The 18033-nt window shown below is 58.4% G+C and carries 18 protein-coding genes and 2 tRNA genes; 13 read left to right on the top strand and 7 right to left on the bottom strand.

What is annotated here, in order from left to right:
• The first annotated feature begins 12 nt into the window (after window positions 1-12).
• The 6 genes from FJ320_09145 (at window position 13) to FJ320_09120 (ending at window position 4733) form a co-directional block, all read left to right on the top strand.
• Complete coding sequence (locus FJ320_09145; protein MBM3926128.1) at window positions 13-570, top strand: universal stress protein; 558 nt, start codon at window positions 13-15, stop codon at window positions 568-570.
• Window positions 503-925, top strand: coding sequence for a universal stress protein (locus tag FJ320_09140; GenBank protein ID MBM3926127.1), 423 nt, complete (start codon window positions 503-505; stop codon window positions 923-925). The genes FJ320_09145 and FJ320_09140 overlap by 68 nt, the downstream gene beginning before the upstream one ends.
• An 84-nt stretch (window positions 926-1009) precedes the next feature.
• Complete coding sequence (locus FJ320_09135; GenBank protein ID MBM3926126.1) at window positions 1010-2404, top strand: amino acid permease; 1395 nt, start codon at window positions 1010-1012, stop codon at window positions 2402-2404.
• 77 nt (window positions 2405-2481) lie between these two features.
• Window positions 2482-2682, top strand: coding sequence for a hypothetical protein (locus tag FJ320_09130; GenBank protein MBM3926125.1), 201 nt, complete (start codon window positions 2482-2484; stop codon window positions 2680-2682).
• A 2-nt stretch (window positions 2683-2684) separates the two neighbouring features.
• Window positions 2685-4091, top strand: coding sequence for a hypothetical protein (locus tag FJ320_09125; GenBank protein ID MBM3926124.1), 1407 nt, complete (start codon window positions 2685-2687; stop codon window positions 4089-4091).
• A gap of 102 nt (window positions 4092-4193) precedes the next feature.
• The gene (locus FJ320_09120) at window positions 4194-4733 is read left to right on the top strand and encodes a hypothetical protein (protein MBM3926123.1); all 540 of its coding nucleotides are present in this window, start codon (window positions 4194-4196) and stop codon (window positions 4731-4733) included.
• A gap of 28 nt (window positions 4734-4761) precedes the next feature.
• On the opposite strand, the gene FJ320_09115 is transcribed toward FJ320_09120, so the two are convergent.
• Window positions 4762-4836, bottom strand: a tRNA-Gly gene (locus FJ320_09115).
• A 9-nt stretch (window positions 4837-4845) separates the two neighbouring features.
• Window positions 4846-4920 (bottom strand) — tRNA-Phe (locus FJ320_09110).
• A gap of 169 nt (window positions 4921-5089) precedes the next feature.
• Between FJ320_09110 and FJ320_09105 the strand changes: the two genes are divergently transcribed.
• From FJ320_09105 to FJ320_09085, 5 genes are all read left to right on the top strand, one after another.
• A complete protein-coding gene (locus tag FJ320_09105; protein MBM3926122.1) occupies window positions 5090-6088 on the top strand; it encodes a phosphotransacetylase family protein in 999 nt (332 codons plus the stop codon).
• A 185-nt stretch (window positions 6089-6273) separates the two neighbouring features.
• Window positions 6274-6645 (top strand): adenosylmethionine decarboxylase, encoded by a 372-nt coding sequence (speD, locus tag FJ320_09100; protein ID MBM3926121.1) that lies wholly within the window; start codon window positions 6274-6276, stop codon window positions 6643-6645.
• Between the two features lie 11 nt (window positions 6646-6656).
• Window positions 6657-7574, top strand: a complete 918-nt coding sequence (locus FJ320_09095) for a spermidine synthase (GenBank protein ID MBM3926120.1) — start codon at window positions 6657-6659, stop codon at window positions 7572-7574.
• Window positions 7575-8016: 442 nt separating this feature from the next.
• Complete coding sequence (locus FJ320_09090) at window positions 8017-8478, top strand: hypothetical protein (GenBank protein MBM3926119.1); 462 nt, start codon at window positions 8017-8019, stop codon at window positions 8476-8478.
• Window positions 8479-8725: 247 nt separating this feature from the next.
• Complete coding sequence (locus tag FJ320_09085; protein ID MBM3926118.1) at window positions 8726-9199, top strand: GNAT family N-acetyltransferase; 474 nt, start codon at window positions 8726-8728, stop codon at window positions 9197-9199.
• A 109-nt stretch (window positions 9200-9308) separates the two neighbouring features.
• On the opposite strand, the gene acs is transcribed toward FJ320_09085, so the two are convergent.
• Complete coding sequence (gene acs / locus FJ320_09080; protein ID MBM3926117.1) at window positions 9309-11267, bottom strand: acetate--CoA ligase; 1959 nt, start codon at window positions 11265-11267, stop codon at window positions 9309-9311.
• A gap of 36 nt (window positions 11268-11303) precedes the next feature.
• On the bottom strand, window positions 11304-11714 hold the full coding sequence (locus tag FJ320_09075; protein ID MBM3926116.1) for a DUF2283 domain-containing protein: 411 nt from the start codon (window positions 11712-11714) through the stop codon (window positions 11304-11306).
• Window positions 11715-12094: 380 nt separating this feature from the next.
• Here FJ320_09075 and FJ320_09070 point away from each other — a divergent pair, with 380 nt between their 5' ends.
• Together FJ320_09070 and FJ320_09065 are read left to right on the top strand one after the other, a co-directional pair.
• Window positions 12095-12787: a hypothetical protein gene (locus tag FJ320_09070; GenBank protein MBM3926115.1), complete on the top strand. Its 693-nt coding sequence runs from the start codon at window positions 12095-12097 to the stop codon at window positions 12785-12787.
• A gap of 297 nt (window positions 12788-13084) precedes the next feature.
• Window positions 13085-15292 carry an AAA family ATPase gene (locus FJ320_09065; protein ID MBM3926114.1) on the top strand — a complete coding sequence of 736 codons (2208 nt, stop codon included), beginning with the start codon at window positions 13085-13087 and terminating at the stop codon, window positions 15290-15292.
• 408 nt (window positions 15293-15700) lie between these two features.
• Here FJ320_09065 and FJ320_09060 read toward each other — a convergent pair whose 3' ends face one another.
• From FJ320_09060 to FJ320_09050, 3 genes are all read right to left on the bottom strand, one after another.
• The gene (locus FJ320_09060) at window positions 15701-16129 is read right to left on the bottom strand and encodes an SRPBCC domain-containing protein (protein MBM3926113.1); all 429 of its coding nucleotides are present in this window, start codon (window positions 16127-16129) and stop codon (window positions 15701-15703) included.
• Window positions 16130-16379: 250 nt separating this feature from the next.
• Window positions 16380-17264, bottom strand: a complete 885-nt coding sequence (locus tag FJ320_09055) for a PAC2 family protein (GenBank protein MBM3926112.1) — start codon at window positions 17262-17264, stop codon at window positions 16380-16382.
• 152 nt (window positions 17265-17416) lie between these two features.
• The gene (locus tag FJ320_09050) at window positions 17417-17854 is read right to left on the bottom strand and encodes a TIGR03668 family PPOX class F420-dependent oxidoreductase (GenBank protein MBM3926111.1); all 438 of its coding nucleotides are present in this window, start codon (window positions 17852-17854) and stop codon (window positions 17417-17419) included.
• Between the last annotated feature and the right edge of the window lie 179 nt (window positions 17855-18033).

Here is an 18033-nt window from a genome sequence, read left to right as displayed (position 1 = left end):
AGGCGGTGAGACGTGTATAAACAAGTCCTGGTCCCCCTTGACGGCTCAACCCTCGCCGAAGGCGTTCTGCCCTATGTGAAGCAAATCGCGGGCAAGGCCAAGCTGTCGGTCAAGCTACAGAGAGTAGTCGAGCCCACCTTTGAAGAGCTGAAAGGTCTAAAAGAAAGAGACCCTTCCCGGCGGCCCAACCAGCCTTCTATGCAGGAGGCCCTGGATTATCTCGATACCCCCGCCAAGTACCTTCGCGGCCTCGGCGTCCATGTCACCCCCGCCGTCAGCAAGGGCGTTCCCGCCGTCGAAATCATCAGCGAGGCTGAAAAGGACCCCGAGACCCTGGTCGCCATGGCCACTCACGGCCGCTCTGGTATAAGTCGGTGGCTCATGGGCAGCGTGGCCGACAAACTGCTCCGCTACTCTGACCTCCCCATCCTCCTTATTCATCCCAAGGACGGGAGTCCCATAGCCCCGGAGCCCCAGTTTAGGACCGTCATCGTCCCCCTCGATGGGTCCATCCTTAGCGAGCAGGTTCTCCCCCCACGTCCAAGACCTCGTCAGGGTTTTATCCCTTAGAATCATCCTCTTCAGGGCTACGCCTTTTCCCGTCAACTACCCTGCCTCCACTCTCGGCGCTCCGCCCATGGCAGTCGCTTGGCAGAGCTATTTCGAAGAGGCCAAGTCCGCCGCCCATAGCTATCTAAAGAGAATTTCCGCGGACCTTGAAAGCTCGTCATTGGCGGTTGAGACTCGTCATCTTCCCGGCGATCCCGCCGCAAACATCATCGACCTCGCTTCCCGTACTCCAGACAGCTTCATCGCCATGACCAGCCGCGGTCAGGGCGGTCTGGCCCGCGCCGTCCTCGGCAGCGTCGCTGACCGCGTCGTCCGCCACGCCGCCGAGCCTGTCCTGGTTATACGCCCTAAGTAGCCTCCTGAATCATTTACAGCCAGTACCCATACATGGTCAGGAGGATCCCAAGCCGGGGCTTAAATTGCCCGAATGGGTAGAGGAATGAAAAGGGCCCTCGGCTTTTTCGACGTTACTAACATAACAGTCGGCTCCATTATCGGCGCCGACATCTATATAGCCTCGGCCCTCACCGCCGGTCTAATTGGCCCCTTCGCCTTATTTGTGTGGGTAGTGGCCGGTCTAATGGCCGCCGTGCTGGCCTTGGTGTTCGCCTTTAGCAGCCACTACGTGCCTGGGGTCGGTGGCCCCTTCGCTTACGTCTCCGAGGCTTACAACGATTTCTGGGGCTTCCTGGCAGGCTGGAGCCTCTGGATAGCCGAGCTAATCGCACTGCCCGTCTTTGCCATCGCCTTCAGTAGCTACCTTCAATACTTCGTTGAACTCAGCGCCTGGCAAGATATGCTTGTCAAAGCAGCTTTCCTGCTCACACTCACCACAATAAACGTTGTGGGTGTTAGGGCCGCGGGGACTGTTAACGATATTCTGACCATCCTGAAGCTTTCCCCGCTATTGCTTCTGGTAATAGCGGGTTTGGTCTACATTGCTCTGCATGGACACGTTTTGGGTGACAACTTGACTCCCCTCACCCCTCTAGGCCTTGGGCACTTTGGAGAATCGTTGGTTCTGATCTTCTGGGCCTACGTAGGCTTTGAACTGACTGGCATCCCTGCCGGTGAAGTGCGAGACCCCGCCAGGACCATCCCCCGAGCCATTGTGACCGGCATCATCATTGTTACACTGTTCTATCTCACCACCCACTTTGTAGTCTATGGCGTGCTTAACTGGCAAGAGTTGGCTCAAACTTCTACACCGCTGGTTTCTACTGGCGCCATAGTGTTGGGTTCCGTCGGCGCGGCGGTCATTGGGATTGGCGCCTTGATTTCGGTTTCTGGGTCTGATGAATCAGACATGCTGGCCACTGGTCGCCTCTCCTATTCAATGGCTGCTTATGGCCTGTTTCCAAAACCCTTTGCCAAACTCCACCCCAAGTTTGGAACCCCTAGCAATGCGCTGATCGCCCAGGGCGCCCTGGCCTTCCTGATTTCCATCTTCTCCGGCATCCCCAAGCTTATCTCCTTCTCCGTGTTCAACCTAGGCTTCGTTTTCCTGCTGACGTGCTTAGCATTGCTGGTGTTGCAGAAGCGAGCTGGCCATTCTTCAAGGCGCTATATGCTCATTCCTCTCCTTGGCCTTGGAATTTGCTGCTATCTCCTGTACTCCACATCCGTGACTGATAAGCTTGTTGGCTCTGGAGTGCTTATGGCCGGCGTGTTCTTGTACGCCTTCTTCTCGCCCAAAGTAGAGCTCTCCCACTCAAGTGCGCCCCTGATATCTACAAGTGAGCGGCTGGCCCATAGCCTGAGCAGAGAGCGTCGCTTCCTCGGTAATCTCTTTCATATGCTCCGCAGGCTGTTAGGTTCGGCTGCGAAACCCTAATAGCCGCTCCCTTGCCTCCCGCACCCTCCCCGCCTATACTTGCCCCCGTCGCGACTACCCGCCTCAGGAGGTCTCTTATGCCTAAACTCACGGCAGCCCAAGTCGAACAAGCCCTCGCCCATAACGGCATCAAAATTTCCGATGCCAAAATCAAAAAGCTCACCGCTCTCTACAATCAGTACTCTCCCAAGCTGGACGCCCTCCACGACCAGGACCTGGAAAACGAAGAAGTCGCCGGCGTCTTCTCCCCCGCCTGGGACGCTGACGAGGAGGCCTAGCTATGCCTGTCAAGACCAGCCAGCCCCTCCATTTCATGACCATCCGCGAGGCCGCCTCTCGCATCAAAAAGCGCGACCTCTCCCCTGTTGAACTAACTCACGCCTTCCTCGACCGCATCGCCAAGGTCGACAAGAAGACCAAGTCCTATGTCACCCTCACCGCCGACTCGGCCCTCAAAGAGGCCCGCGCCGCCGAGGCCGAAATCCTCAAGGGCAAGTACCGCGGCCCCCTCCACGGCATCCCCCTCGCCCACAAAGACCTTTACGACACCAAGGGCATTCGCACCACCGCCCAGTCCAAAGTCCACGAGCATCGCGTCCCCGACGAGGACGCCACTGTCATCGCCCGCCTCAAGCAGGCCGGCTCGGTCATGATGGGCAAGCTCGCCATGCACGAGTTCGCCTCCGGCGGCCCTCCCACCGACCTCTTTGAGCAGGCCCGCAACCCCTGGAACACGGACTACATCACCAGCGGCTCCTCCTCAGGCTCCGCCGCCGCCGTGGCCGCCGGCCTCTGCATGGGTTCCCTCGGCTCCGATACCGGCGGCTCCATCCGCGGTCCTGCCTCCTTCTGCGGCATCGTCGGCCTCAAGCCTACCTACGGTCGCGTCAGTCGATACGGTGTTATCCCACTCTCCTGGTCCCTGGACCACGTCGGCCCCATGACATGGACTGTCGAGGACACCGCCTATATGCTCCAGGCCATCGCCGGCCACGACCCCAACGACTCCACCACCTCCCGCGCTCCCGTCCCCGACTACTCCCGCTCCCTCAAAGAGGACATCAAAGGCCTGGTCGTCGGCATTCCTTCCCACTACTTCTTCACCAGCAAAAATGGCGCTGACGCCGAGACCATCGCCATCGTCAAAAAGGCCGTGACCCAGTTGGAGGAGCTGGGCGCAAAAGTCCAGGACGTCAAAATCCCCAGCCTGGAGCATGTCCAGATCGCCAACACCGTTATCCTTCAGACTGAGGCTTTCACCTACCATCTCCCCAACCTTCAGTCCCAGCCCCAAAACTTCGGAGAGTATCTCCTCGCCCGCCTCTACCTTGGCGGCGTCTTCACCGCCGCCGACTTTGTCCAGGCCAGCCGCATGCGAAGCCGCATCAAGCGCGAGTTCGCCGAAGCGCTGCGAAAGGTCGACGTCATCGTCAGCCCCTCCATGTCCGGCGCCCCTGCCCTCTATGAAGGCTACGATCCCGTCTCGGTAGCCATCACGCCCAGCTTTACCGCCCCCTACAACCAGACGGGCATGCCGGCCATATCTATACCCTGTGGCTTCAACAAAAAGAAAATGCCCATCGGCCTCCAGATCGCTGGTAAGCCCTTCGATGAGCCCACGGTGCTGCGAGTCGCCTACACCTACCAGCAGGCCGCCGAACTCTACAAAAAGCGCCCACCGATCTAGGCTAGGTAGACACCGACGAAAATAAAAGGGAGAGGTCTTGAGCCTCTCCCTTTTATCTGCCTTAATCTGGACTCTTGTGAAATTGCACACTAAGATAAAGGCATGCCTAAAAACATCAAGTCGCCATTAACCCACAAAACCAGCTCAGACAGCCCCCTCGACCTCATATACCAGGAATTCCGCCACGACTCCATCTACCGCCAGCGCACCTTCATCATGGTCGAAGGCGAGCCCTTCCACGTCCGCACACGATGGCACATCGCCGTAGCCGCGGCCAACGGGCAAAGCGTCGAAAACGTGGAAGTGCGCGTCGTCAGCGTGAACGGTAAGCGCCGCCCCGAGTTCCTCAACCCCCTGAAGCCCGCCAGCAACTCGGACCAGAACATGGCCTCCGATATGCCCAGCGCCTTCACCGTCCCCCCGCACACGCCGCGTCTTGTCGGCGTACTCTTCTGGGACGGCACCCAGCCTGACGGCGAGAAACTAAAGCTGATGACCCACACCTTCGGCCCCCTGCCTGCCCTCCCCATCCAACCCTCCGAGATCATCATCGAAGCCCGGGGCCAAAACATCCAGCCCGTCCAGCGCGTCTTCCGCATCGAACCCCAGGGCTACGGTGAGCCTAGGTTCTGGATAAAGTGATCTAAGACGAAGAGAAATAAAATAAATATGGAGCGGAAGACGGGATTTGAACCCGCGACCCTCTCCTTGGCAAGGAGATGCTCTACCGCTGAGCCACTTCCGCTCGCTCACATGGTGCCGAGGGTCGGGATTGAACCAACGACACGTGGATTTTCAGTCCACTGCTCTACCACTGAGCTACCTCGGCGCACTTAAAAGTGTATGTGTCCACACTACCAGTGTCAAGTTCAACAACCCTCGTCTCAAGCGTATCCCTGCGGTCAACGCGCATCGCCATCCCCTAGCGATTTCCCCTGTACACCGCCCCCTGCTGTGCTACAATAGTGCCCAATTTCACATACTGCCTTTAACCGCCTATGACCTTCATCTACATCGCCACCGACCGCCCCGGCGCCGGCAAGACCGCTGCCGCCCTGGGCCTCGCTGCCCACCTCCTCTCCCAGGGGAAACGCGCCGCCTATGCCAAGCTCTTCTCCGGCAACCCCGCCGGCGACCCTGACGTCGCCTTCGCCGCCCAGCGATTCCCCGGAGCCGCCATCGCCCAGCCAGATTTTCCCTTCCCCCTGAGCGACCTCGCCTCCAACTCCGCCCAGGCGCTCAATAAGGTTAAAACTTCTCTAACCCCCCACATGTCGCGTTATGAAGCTGTCGTGGTGGAAGGCCCCAGCCTCGTTGGCCCCGCCGGCGATATGTCCGGCATTTCCAAACAGGCCGTCCAGACCCTCGGTGCCAAGGCGGTCTTGGTGGCGCGATATGAAAAAGGCGTCGCCGCCGACACCCTCCGCGCCAAGGCCCTGTCCCTGGGCACAAGCGCTGGAGTCATCATCAACATGGTCCCTCGATACCGCCTCTGCGAGGTACAGCAGGCGCTTGCTCCCCTTGGCAAGCAATTCCTCGGCGCTATACCTGAAGACCGAGTAATGATGGCCCCCACTCTAGGCCAGGTCGCCCGCCAGCTTAACGCCCAGTGGGTCATGGGCCAGGAGAAGTCTGAGGTCCTTTTGGAAAGTTTCCTCATCGGCGGCAACATCATGGACTCGGGGACAACTTATTTCGGACGAAACGAGGCCAAGGCAGTAGTCGTCCGCGGCGACAGGCCGGACCTCCAGCTCGCCGCCCTTCGCGAACCCCTCCGCGCCCTCATCCTCACCGGCGGCCACGAGCCTGTAGAGTACATCTTCCACGAGGTCGAGACCCGTAACACTCCCTTAATCATTACCCCCCACGACACCCATGGCACGTCCAACACCCTGGGGGCCCTGCTGGAAAGCGTCTCCGTCCGTCACCCCGCCAAAATATCCCGTTTCCAAGACCTCCTAAACCAGTACTGCAATATTCCCGCCCTTATTGCATAATTGTTATTGGGCCTTTTAAATTTTCATGTTGGCCCTGTTTTGTGAGCACATTAATTTATTTATTAGCTGGGGAGTCAAGGAGGAAAGGGCTGGCTTTCCATAAAAAGGTCGGAATGGCCCTTGTGATTTAGCTACAAAAGCCCTACAATCCTTGTTTGTGTAAAATTTTAAAGGGGGGCAGGTGATTGAATGCACTAGGGGTTCACGTCTTGCTGGAACTCAAGGAATGTAATCCAGCACTCTTGGACGATCTAGAGTACGTAAAGAAGGTAATGGTTGAAGCGGCTCAGGAGGTCGGCGCCACCATCATCGGCGAGTCCTTTCACCGCTTTTCACCTCAGGGCGTCACCGGCGTCCTAGCCATTGCCGAATCGCATATAAGCATCCACACGTGGCCGGAGTTCCGATACGCCGCGGCTGACATCTTTACCTGCGGCGCCGCCATCAAGCCTAAGATCGCCGCTCAGTACCTCATCGAAAAGTTTGAATGCCGCAAGCCCGGCATGTCTGAAATCTTTCGCGGCACTGAAGTCCTGGCGCCCGTCGGCCCTCGTTAGACCTGCCCATCATGGAAATCCTCGGCAAGTGGTACTTTGAGCTGATTGCGCCCGACCAGCAGCTCATTTACCGAATTAAAAACTCCATCTACTCCGGCGTCACCCAGTATCAGGGCGTCGAAATCCTCGAGACCTCCACCCTGGGCCGCTCTCTGGTCCTGGACAACAAGACCCAGTCCACCGAGGCCGACGAGTTTGTTTATCACGAAGCCCTGGTCCACCCCGCCATGCTCCTCCACGCTCGCGGCCCGCGCAGCGTCTTCATCGGCGGCGGCGGCGAGGGCGCTACCCTCCGCGACGTGCTGGCCCACAAGAGCGTCCAGCGCGTTGTCATGGTGGACCTGGACAAAGAGGTTGTTGGCCTCTGCAAAAAGTACCTCCCAGGCCACCACCAGGGCGCCTTCGACGACCCTCGCGTCGAGCTGCGGCACGAGGACGCCCGCCAGTACCTCGCCGGCACTACCGAAAAGTTCGACGCTTTCATCCTCGATCTGGTGGATCCCCTGGAAGGCGGCCCCGCCTATAAGCTCTACACCACCGAGTTCTATAACATCGTCAAGTCTAAAATGAACCCTGGCGCCATCCTCGTCACCCAGTCCGGCCCCGCCGGCATCACCTTCTTCCGGCAGACCTTCTCCCCCATACACCGCACCCTCTCCGCCGTCTTTCCTAAAGTCCAGGCCTACACTATTTACATGGCCTCTTTTGTCGCCCTCTGGAGCTTCAACCTGGCCTACACTCAGCCTCCCGCTCAAGACCCTTCCCCTGAGCAAATCGATGCCCTTATCCCACAGCGCATCAAAAAGCCCATGAAGTTCTACGACGGCATCTCCCACCGCCACATGTTCTCCCTCCCCCTCTACCTCCGCCGCGGCCTCGCCGCGGAGACCCGCGTCGCCACCGACGACAACCCCGCCTACATGATTTAGTCCCTCACGTCAAACTCCTCGACGTACTCATGCCGTTGGTTGCAGCCTATGACAGAGTCTATTTCTGGCTGGAGTTCCAACTTCCCCTCGCTATTATTTCCTGGGACTGTACCTACGTACAATCTTGAAAAAACCTCCCTCCCCTAGCAATAATGTTCGATATATGCTTTCTAACACCCACCAGGGCCAATTGGTGTTTCCAGCATGAGCCTCACTGTCACCAAAAAGCCATACATCGCGAAAATAGAAGAGCGTGGCAGCCTTCAGGTGTGGTTTGTGGATGGGAGCTACGTACGCGGCCACGTCGATAATGAATTTACAAACTTCGGTCAGCACTACCGCTATCCTTACATCCCGGAAAACGAGTTGTGGATCGACTGGGACCCCAAAGGCGACGAGACCAGTTTTTTATATCGACCACCTCCTTGTCGAGCACCGGCTTATGGCGAAAGGCCTCCCCTACGCCAAAGCGTTAGAAGAAGCCGACCGCGAAGAGCGCAAGCAGCGACGCCGGGCCGGTGACCTAAGCCGACTCACCCACAACGGGACCACCCTGCCGGACATCAAGTCCGTCCACCGGCATCTGTGGAAACACCTTGAGAACGGCACTACCGTCTGGGTCGTTGACGGAAGGCTGGTCCGTAGCGTCTTCGACATTGATTTCACTGCCGGCGGCCACGACCACGTCTACGAATTCGTCCCCGCTGACGAGGTCTGGATCGACGACAAGATCGACGAGAGCGAACGCCCCTACGTTCTCCTCCACGAGCTCCATGAGCGTAACCGCATGGCCGGGGGTTGGACCTACAGCAAGTCCCACCTGGAATCCAGCCGCCTTGAGTACCGCTGCCGCCACCACCCCGACGAGCTCCACCCCGCCCTCATTAAAGAAGGCTGGGCCTAACTCGGTTTCTGCGCCACACCCTCCCCTTCAACCTCTGTAGTTTAGCTAAGAATTGAGGGCGGGAAAAAGAAGCGATTTGTCATTCCGAGCGGAGTCTGTACTCGGACGTAGTCGAGGAATCTGTTGTGACGGTAACTACGCCAGACTTATACTGACACGCCATGCGACTTCCCTCCCCCTACAAATGCCTTCAACGCCGCGATGACTAACCTTACTTTTTCTCAATTCATCCAGATAAAATGCTCCCATGATTAGGCCCACCATACCCAGCGACACCGCCACCCTCGTAACCATGGCCGGCGACACCGGCGTCTTCAAGCCCTTGGAAATCCAGGCCCTGCAAGAAGTCCTGGACGACTTTCATAGCCAGGCCAACAAGGAGGGACACCGCTCGATAACCTACGAGCAAGACGGGCACCTGGCCGGCTTTGCCTACTTCGCCCCCGCCGCCATGACCGACCGCACCTGGTACCTTTGGTGGATCGTCGTGAACAAACAGATCCAGGCCCGAGGCATCGGCGGCAAACTTCTAAGCCGCGTTGAGGAAGAAATCCGCCATTCTGGAGGCCGCCTTCTCCTCATCGAAACCTCATCCCTGCCCCACTACGACCTTACCCGCCGCTTCTATCTCAAACATGGCTACAAGCAAGCCACAGTCCTCCACGACTTCTACGCTGACGGTGACGACCTGGTCGTCTACAGCAAACGCATTACCAACTAAAACCTCGATTGTCTCCTAACTAGGTTGTCTCAACACCATCCTACCGCATGTTAAAACCAGCCTCCCAGCAATAACCAAGGCCAGCAAAGCAGAGGGTCTAGGGCGAGCCCTAGTCCTCCTTCTCCTCGTACTGCTCCTTTAGCATCTTCACCACGTTCGGGTCCGCCAGCGTCGTCGTGTCCCCCAGCACCCGCCCCTCCGCGATGTCCCGCAGCAGCCGTCGCATAATCTTCCCGCTGCGAGTTTTCGGCAGGTCCGCCGCGAAATATATCTCGTCCGGCCTCGCTATCGACCCAATCTTCGTCGCCACATGCGCCTTCAGATCGTCCTTCAACTGCGGTGTCGCCTTGACCGACTCCTTAATCGTCACGAAGGCTACCAGCGCCTGCCCCTTCAACTCGTGTTCTCTGCCGATGGCCGCCGCCTCCGCCACCGACTGGTGGTCCACCAGCGCGCTCTCCACCTCCATAGTGCTTATCCTGTGCGCCGATATCTTGATAACGTCGTCCACCCTGCCCAACAGCCAGAGGTTTCCCTTCTCGTCCATCTTCGCCCCGTCGCCCGTGAAGTAAATCCCTGGGTACTTGCTCCAATACTGCTGCTTGAACCGGTTATCATCTCCATAGATAGTCCGCAGCATCGATGGCCATGGGCGCTTCAGCACCAGGTATCCGCCCTGTCCAGGCCCGACGGCATTACCTTGCTCGTCCACCACCTCCGCCTTGATCCCAGGGAACGGCCGCGTCGCCGACCCGGGCACCTGCGTCGTCACCCCCGGCAGCGGCGTAATCAATATCGATCCCGTCTCTGTCTGCCACCACGTATCGACAATCGGGCACCTTCCCCCGCCGATGTGCTTCCAGTACCACATCCACGCCTCGGGGTTTATAGGCTCCCCCACCGTCCCCAGCAGCCGTATCGACGAGAGGTCGTGTTTCTTGGGGTGTTCCTCCCCCCACCTCATACACGCGCGGATCGCCGTCGGCGCCGTATAGACAATCGAGCAGGCGTACTTCTCGACGATGGCCCAGAACCGGTCGCGGTCCGGCCAGTCCGGCGCACCTTCATACATCACTGTCGTCGCCCCGTTGGCCAGCGGCCCGTATACCACATAGCTGTGTCCCGTTACCCAGCCGATGTCCGCCGTGCACCAATAGACGTCGTCCTCTTTGAGATCAAAAACCCACTTGGATGTAGCGTAAGCCCCAGTCAGATAACCGCCCGTCGTGTGGACAACCCCCTTGGGCTTCCCTGTCGTACCGCTGGTGTAGAGGATGTACAGCATGTCCTCGCTGTCCATGGACTCGGGCGGACACTTCTGCGGCTGCTTGTCCACCAGGTCGTGCCACCACACGTCCCGCCCCGCCTTCATCGGCGTCGACATCGACTCCCCCACCCGCTTCAACACCACCACCTTCTCGACGCTGCTGGTTCCAGACAGCGCCTCGTCGGTGTTCTGCTTCAGCGGCACCACCCGGCCCCGGCGCCACCCTCCGTCCGACGTCACCACCACCTTGGACTGGCAGTCGTTGATACGGTCCTTCAGCGCCTCCGGGCTAAACCCCCCGAACACCACACTGTGCGGCGCGCCGATCCGCGCGCACGCCAGCATCGCTATCGCCGCTTCCGGCACCATAGGCATGTAAATCGTCACCCGGTCGCCCTTCTTCACCCCCAGGCTCTTCAACCCGTTGGCGAACTTCCCCACCTCTCGATATAAGTCCTGGTAGGTGTACACCTTCCAGTCCCCAGGCTCCCCCTCCCATATAATCGCCGCCTTATTTCGCCTCGGCCCGTTCAAATGCCTATCGACACAGTTGTACGACACGTTGGTCTTCCCGCCGATGAACCACTTGGCGTGGGGCGCCTTCCAGTCCAGCACCTTGTCCCACTTCTTGAACCAGTGCAGCTCCCCCGCAAACCGCGCCCAGAACCCCTCAAAGTCCCGTTCTGCCTCCTCGTACACCTTCGCGTCGCGAATGTTCGCCTTGGCGGCAAACTCCGGTGGCGGCGGGAACGTCCGCTGCTCCTTCAAAAGTGCTTCAATCGTCGGCGATGTATCGGGCATGGCGGTCACCTCGAGCAGGGCTATGAGGACTTTTTATCACAAAGCCTTGGCGGGAGTAAACTTGCGGCTTACTTTCGCTCTTACACCTGACCTGCGGCCCCTCCTGCTCTCCAGGTAGCTGTCCAGCCAGGCCCTGGTAGTCAGCCAGTTCCGCCCCGCCTTTACCGCCTTCAGCCGGCCGCTCTCGCATAGCAGCCGCAAAGTCCCTGGACTCCGCCCGATGGAAGCGCCTGCCTCTGCTAGTGACATAAGCTGGTCTGGGCTGTGGGCCACCAGGTCTTCAGCCTTCAGATGGCGGCTGGCGCCCATGATCTCTATCATCGCGATTTGACCGTCCTCCGCCACGTGAAGCACTACATCGGGATGCTCGTCTTCACCATAACGAGGTTTGATGCTGGATAGGGTCATGGTAAGGATGTCACCCTGTGCGTCGTAATCTATCTTCATCTAGCTCCCCTTTCTCCTTGGATGGACGGAAATGACGACTATTTCTTCCCCTTCGATCACCCAGACCACCCTGAGGTATGACTGGCCTTGAAACGTTCCATTGGACCACTCCATAATGGCCCTTTCTCGGTTCCCCTGGCTTTCCATCCGTTTCCCATTAACTATCACGACCTTCACATCTTCGACGGAAATCCCATAAAGACGCATACTATTTCTGGCTGAACGAGAAAGGGTTAGATTCATCGTTGGCTTTCATGATATGCGATAACGCATATAGAAACAACGTCTCTAATCATCCTGTTTGTTGAGCAATAGCCTGTCCCCTTCCCCAGTGCTATACTCCCCCAGAAATTAGGCTGACGCCGACCTTAGGAGGAACCATGTCTATCGTCGTAAATCCACGAGTGGACAAACTGTCCAAAGACCTTATTGAAGCCTGGAAAAAACTGGCCCCCGCCACCCTGGGCCACATTCTGGAGACCGCTATGGTGCCGGAAATCCAGCCCGTCTACCGGCCCATCAAGCTGGTGGGCCCCGCCCTCACCGTCCAGACCTACCCCCAGATCGCCAGCGCCATGGCCGCCGCCGTCAAAGTCGCTAAGCCCGGCGACGTCCTTGTCGTCGCCCGCGGCGACGACCGACGCCACGGCACCACCGGCGAGATTGGCAGCTACGGCTACATGGAGCTGGGCATCGCCGGCCTCGTCACCGACGGCCCCATCGCCGACACCGTCGCCATCACCCGAATGAAGTTCCCCGTCTACTCCCGCGGCGCCGTGGCCATGACCGGCAAGACCGGCGGCTGGGGCATCGAATGGGGCGCCGTAAACGTTCCCGTCAACGTCGGCGGTGTCGTCGTCAACCCCGGCGACATGGTCTTCGGCGACGAGGACGGCATCCTCATCGCCTCCCCCGAGGAAGCCAGGCAGCACCTCGCCTTCGTCCAGGAAAAAGAAGCCTGGGAGGCCTGGGTGCGCAATGAAGTCCTCAATAAGGGCCGTAAGCTCTCCGACCTCCAAAAAGAGCGCCCCGACCCTATGAAAAAGGTCGTCATCGGCACTATCCGCCGCTAGATTCCCCTCTCACCCATCTCTCCAACCCAGGGCCGCCGGATACCTACACGGCGGCCTTTATGTTTTCTTCAGAGTCTTGGTGTGCAAGGAGATGGATCGGGAATGTCCCTGTCTGGTGCCCCCTCTTCTCCTATTGCAAAGGAGAAGAGGGGGATAGGGGGTGATGAGGTGATCTTCCTTTATCTTCCCCTTCCAGCAGGAAGGGGCCAGGGGATGGTATCCCGCTTAATAACAAGGCTGGTTCTTGGCACAAACTTACCCCAAAGCCGCACCCCATCATGCTACAATCGCCTAGACATGACTACCCACCTTTTGGAAGGCCTCAACTCCGCCCAGCGCGAGGCCGTCGAGACTATTGATGGCCCCCTCCTCATCGTCGCTGGCCCGGGCAGCGGCAAGACCCGCGTCATCACCCACCGCATCGCTTACCTCCTGCGCGAGGTCCGCGTCAGCCCCTACCGCATCCTCGCCGTCACCTTCACCAACAAGGCCGCCCGCGAAATGCAGTCCCGCCTCGACCGCCTCGTCGGCCAGCGCTCCAAAGACCTCACCGTCGGCACCTTCCACGCCTTCTGCGCCCTCACCCTCCGCAAGTACGGCCAGCACGTCGGCCTCGACCCCGGCTTCTCCATCTTCGACGACGAGGACCAGCAAGACCTCCTCAAAATCGCCATGGAAGACGCCGAGGTGGACCCTAAGAAGTTCAACCGCCGCGCCGTCCACAGCGCCATCTCCCGCGCTAAGAGCCTCCTCATGGACTCCAAGGCCATGGCCCTCCGCAAGAGCAACTATTTCGAAGAGATCGCCGCCCGCATTTACGCTCGATACGAGGAGCTTCTAACCAGCAACAACGCCGTGGACTTCGACGACCTCCTCCTCAAGACCGTCCATCTCCTGCGCAACGTGGCCGAGGTCCGTGAGCGTTACCAGGACCGATATGTCCACATGATGATCGACGAGTTCCAGGATACTAACATCTGCCAGTACGAGCTGGCTAAAATTATCGTCGCCAAGCACCGCAACATCTGCGTCGTCGGCGACCCCGACCAGTCCATCTACTCCTGGCGCAACGCCGACATCCGGAACATTCTCAGCTTCAAGCACGACTTCCCCAACGCCCGAGTCGTCAATCTCGAGGAGAACTACCGCTCCACCTCCAATATCCTGGAAGCCGCTAAGGGCGTCATCGCCGCCAACCGACAGCGCCTTAACAACAACATCCGCACCTCCAAGCCGGGCGGCTCAAAGATAGCCATCCACGAGGCCTTCAACGAGGAGGATGAGGCCAAGTTCGTCCTTCAGCAGATCGACGGACTGGTCCGAAAAAACGGCGTCAAGCTTGGCGACTTCGCCGTCATGTACCGCGTCAACGCCCAGTCCCGCGCCCTGGAGGAAGCCTGCCTGCGATACGGTATTAAATATCGATTGGTCGGTGGCGTTCGGTTCTACCAGCGCCGTGAAGTCAAGGACATCATCGCCTACCTCCGCCTCATCAATAACCCCCACGACCAGGTCAGCATCCTGCGAGTGATAAACGTGCCGACCCGCGGCCTCGGTCAGAAATCTCTAGAACAGCTCGAATACTGGGCCCGCACCCGCAACCTCTCCCTTTACGGCGCCATGGAGCATATATATCTGGAGCGCACCACCGGCGCCGCGCCTACCCACCCCCTCCAGCCCCGCATGGCCCAGTCGGTGGTCAGCTTCGTGGCCTTGATTGAAGAGCTGCGAAAGGAGTCCCAGCAGCGCGACCTGGTATCTCTCCTAGACCTCCTCCTCGAGCGCATCGCCTACAAGACCTACCTGGAAAAAGACCTGGAAGACGCCGAGGAGCGATGGGACAACATCATTGAGCTGCGCAACGCCGCCCAGGACTTCAAAGGCCTGCCGCCTCCCACTGGCCTCACCTCCCTCCTCGAGCACCTCGCTCTGGTCTCCGACGTAGACAACTACGAGGACGCCGCCGACTCCATTACCCTCATCACCCTCCACCAGGCCAAAGGCCTGGAGTTCCCCGTCGTGTTTATCACTGGCCTCGAGGAGGGTCTCCTACCCCACATGCGCTCCATGGACTCCCCCGAGGAAATCGAAGAGGAGCGCCGCCTCTTCTACGTCGGCATCACCCGCGCTATGGAGCGCCTCTTCTTCACCCGCGCCTTCCGGCGAGGCCTCGCCGGCGGCGCCGGCGGCCCCTCCATCCCCTCCCGCTTCCTCCAGGAGGTTCCCCAGCACCTCTTCACCACCCCCGCCCGACTGGAGCCCGTTGGGCGCGCCTCCGCCCCTCCCCTCCGAATGCACACCCCACCCCAGCCGGATAAGGAGGAAAAGCCCGCCCTAGTCCTCCGCGCCGGCGACAAAGTAAAACACTCCATCTTCGGCGAAGGCGTAGTCGTTGGCCTGAAAGGCCAGGGCGGCGACCAGGAAGCCACCGTCGTCTTCAAAAATGACATCGGCATGAAACGCCTGCTCCTAAGCTACGCCCCCCTGGAAAAGCTCAGCGCCTAGGTCTCACTTACTCGCGAAGGACCGCATCTAGGCAAAACAAAACGTGTATTGGCATTCTGAGCAGCGCGAAGAATCTGTTTCGTCTGCAACCCACCCATCACAGTCACCGACTACGCGTCGCCTAGTAACGTAGGAGCGAGGTCGCTCCACCACTGCTATTTTCTATACAATCGTGGAGGCTCGATTTATCGACCCTCGCCCCTTCTAGTATCCGCTTTCCCTTGAACGCCTGGTGCTGATTGAGGCTTGTAAAAATGACAACCAACAATAAAATGGTCATTCCGAGCGGCAGACCCGATGTACTCATCGGGACGCAGTCGAGGAATCTGTTATGTCCGCAGGTCGTTCGCGTATTTTACTGACATGCCCTGTACATCCTCTGCGGCTATTTCTTCTCCGCCAACTCCTTCAGCTTCTTAAGGGCTTGGGCCACATATCCTTAAACATACTCACATATTCATCCACGGTGTCCGTATCTATAAGCACTTCCGTGGCGCCCTTGGCTTCGCGAAACGTGTAGTTCTCCAAAGCTCCGGCCCATCCCTTAACCGCTTCGCTCGTAGTATCCTCGACTCCTTTACTGACGACGCCGAGATGTTTAATTGAAATAAACTTATAAGGCCTGTTCTCCGCGATCGTGCTTACCATCCCTTCCATCTTGCCGCCTTCACCCGGAGCCAAAAACAAAATCTTGCTGCCCTTCCTCCAACTCCCGACATAATGCCCACCCGGCATAAATGCCTCGGTCCACTCCCGATACGTCTTGTCATCGAGCATCGTGTCCCAAACCTTTTCTTTTGGAGCGTCAATTCGCACTGAAAAGTGTAACTTTTCCATAACTTGCTCCAACCTTTCTAACTCAAGAATTTGAGACCTGAACTTTTCTAGCTGTACTTTATTAAGTGTTTACTTGAACACTTAATACTAATTAAGGTCTGATAAGTACGCGAAGGTTGACTTGGCCTAGAAAGTTCCTTCTCCCCTTGTGGGAGAAGGCGCAGGATGAGGGGTAAACGCTGGCAGTACGATACTTTATCACTGCCACCGCCGACCTGAGGCGGGAGTCAGGGGTTGTGTTTGAACTCCCCTACGTATCGAACCGCTCCCCCATCTCCTTCAGGAACTTCTCCACCTCGGGCGACAGCTTGGTCGCGTCCTCTTCCTGGGCCGCCGTCGGCGCGTTCTGCGAGTCGTAATGCACTTCCAGCCGGTCCACCAGCGCCTTCAGCTCCTGATTCCGCGCCACCTCGTTATTTATCTCCTTGTACTGCCGGCGGCCCCGCTCCGAGTCCGCCAGTTCCTTCGGCAAGTTATGTACCGCGCAAATGACCTCGAGTATCCGCGCCGCCCCGGCATAGTCCTCTTCCAACTGCACGTACTGCGGCAGGTGCACCATAATGCTGGCGCTGTCGATAGACCGCTTCTCGATCCCTTCCGCCACCAGGTTCACAATCGACGTCGGCCCCTGGTAGTTGCTGCCTCGAAGCTTTATCACGCTCGAAAACTTCTCCGAGCTCGTCCCGTGCGCCGACCCCGTTACCAGCAACGGCCGCGTGTGCGGCACCGCGTCATACATGCCCCCGATGCGCAGGTAGTGCTTGATGCTAAGCTGGTCTATCACCGCCAGGATCGAGTCCGTGTAGTCCTCGCCGAAGGACTGAGGTTCCAGCACGTGAAGGAACACAAAATCGGGTGCCTTATCCCGTATCGCATAGTTGATAATAGTGTTGGGAATAGTCAGCGTGCGCTTCCCCTCCACGCTTCGAATAATAGGGCGGTATCGCGTGAAGTCGAAGAAGTTCCCCGGCCTCGCCAGCCGTCCTAACTCTTTAGCTCCCAGGAATCTCTCCAGCTTCGACAGCGCAATAGTTCCCACGCTCCCCACGTCTATCCATGGACGCAGCATGGCGATAACGTGGGGCTCTTTAAGCTCTGGCAGCGGCTCCGTCAGTTCAAACGCGCCTACTCGCATGCAGTTATCTTGCCAGAGAAGCCCTCAATGTGCAAGTCTGTAGAGCCTCAGAAACAGGCGTTTCGACATTACCTTTCCTTTAACGAAATAATAATATGCGACTTGCCTAGAAAATAAACATAAATCGTAAACATAGACCAAAACACCGCTGATTACCCCTTATCCTGTGCCCCTTTCCACTCTACTGTCCTCTCAATCGTCATCTTTATGACCGGCCTTCCCTCCATCGCCATGTCCCTGTACTGCGGGTACTTCTCCCGCAGCCGAAGCACCGCCTCACCGTGCTCCACACCCTCCTCCAACACCTCCGCTCTCCCCCTCACCATCACCTGCCATAGTCTTCCCCAGTCCTCTTCATAATGATCGACTACCAGCGCCACTCGCGGGTTCTCGATGATGTTGCGCACCCGCTTCAGCCCCTTCGGCCCCACCCGCTTAGGCTTCTGGTCGATGGCAATGTATATATATCCCTCCCGACTCACAAAACACACCGGCACTACGTGGGGTTGTCCTTCCGCGTCGGCGGTAGCCAGGTGTGCCACCCGGCCCTCACCCAAACGCGCCAACCCTTGTGGCGACGCCTTCACCATCTCCCCCTTGAACGCCTGATGGGAGTAGAGGATTGGGACAACAAAAAAGAAGTCGTTATTGTCATTCTTGTATCTTAAAAAAGGTCTAAACTGTTCTCCAAGCACAGCGATGCCGGCGGGGCAGGCCGTTTCATTCTCGGTCTCATTAGACCGTCGCTCAGCATGGTCGCCCCGCATGG

The sequence above is a fragment of the SAR202 cluster bacterium genome (assembly GCA_016872285.1).
In the GTDB taxonomy this organism is placed as follows: domain Bacteria; phylum Chloroflexota; class Dehalococcoidia; order Lucifugimonadales.
The sequence above is the reverse complement of the archived record's forward strand: the minus strand, read 5'-3'. Positions and strand labels throughout refer to the sequence as shown.

Excerpts from the sequence above, each read along its gene's own strand:
- FJ320_09075 (MBM3926116.1), bottom strand. The coding sequence starts at position 11,714 with ATGAAGATAGATTACGACGCACAGGGTGACATCCTTACCATGACCCTA.
- FJ320_09055 (MBM3926112.1), bottom strand. The coding sequence starts at position 17,264 with ATGCGAGTAGGCGCGTTTGAACTGACGGAGCCGCTGCCAGAGCTTAAA.
- FJ320_09125 (MBM3926124.1), top strand. The coding sequence starts at position 2,685 with ATGCCTGTCAAGACCAGCCAGCCCCTCCATTTCATGACCATCCGCGAG.
- FJ320_09120 (MBM3926123.1), top strand. The coding sequence starts at position 4,194 with ATGCCTAAAAACATCAAGTCGCCATTAACCCACAAAACCAGCTCAGAC.
- FJ320_09130 (MBM3926125.1), top strand. The coding sequence starts at position 2,482 with ATGCCTAAACTCACGGCAGCCCAAGTCGAACAAGCCCTCGCCCATAAC.
- FJ320_09105 (MBM3926122.1), top strand. The coding sequence starts at position 5,090 with ATGACCTTCATCTACATCGCCACCGACCGCCCCGGCGCCGGCAAGACC.
- FJ320_09065 (MBM3926114.1), top strand. The coding sequence starts at position 13,085 with ATGACTACCCACCTTTTGGAAGGCCTCAACTCCGCCCAGCGCGAGGCC.
- FJ320_09090 (MBM3926119.1), top strand. The coding sequence starts at position 8,017 with ATGGCGAAAGGCCTCCCCTACGCCAAAGCGTTAGAAGAAGCCGACCGC.
- FJ320_09135 (MBM3926126.1), top strand. The coding sequence starts at position 1,010 with ATGAAAAGGGCCCTCGGCTTTTTCGACGTTACTAACATAACAGTCGGC.
- FJ320_09050 (MBM3926111.1), bottom strand. The coding sequence starts at position 17,854 with ATGGTGAAGGCGTCGCCACAAGGGTTGGCGCGTTTGGGTGAGGGCCGG.
- FJ320_09060 (MBM3926113.1), bottom strand. The coding sequence starts at position 16,129 with ATGGAAAAGTTACACTTTTCAGTGCGAATTGACGCTCCAAAAGAAAAG.
- acs (MBM3926117.1), bottom strand. The coding sequence starts at position 11,267 with ATGCCCGATACATCGCCGACGATTGAAGCACTTTTGAAGGAGCAGCGG.
- FJ320_09140 (MBM3926127.1), top strand. The coding sequence starts at position 503 with ATGGGTCCATCCTTAGCGAGCAGGTTCTCCCCCCACGTCCAAGACCTC.
- FJ320_09070 (MBM3926115.1), top strand. The coding sequence starts at position 12,095 with ATGTCTATCGTCGTAAATCCACGAGTGGACAAACTGTCCAAAGACCTT.
- FJ320_09095 (MBM3926120.1), top strand. The coding sequence starts at position 6,657 with ATGGAAATCCTCGGCAAGTGGTACTTTGAGCTGATTGCGCCCGACCAG.
- FJ320_09085 (MBM3926118.1), top strand. The coding sequence starts at position 8,726 with ATGATTAGGCCCACCATACCCAGCGACACCGCCACCCTCGTAACCATG.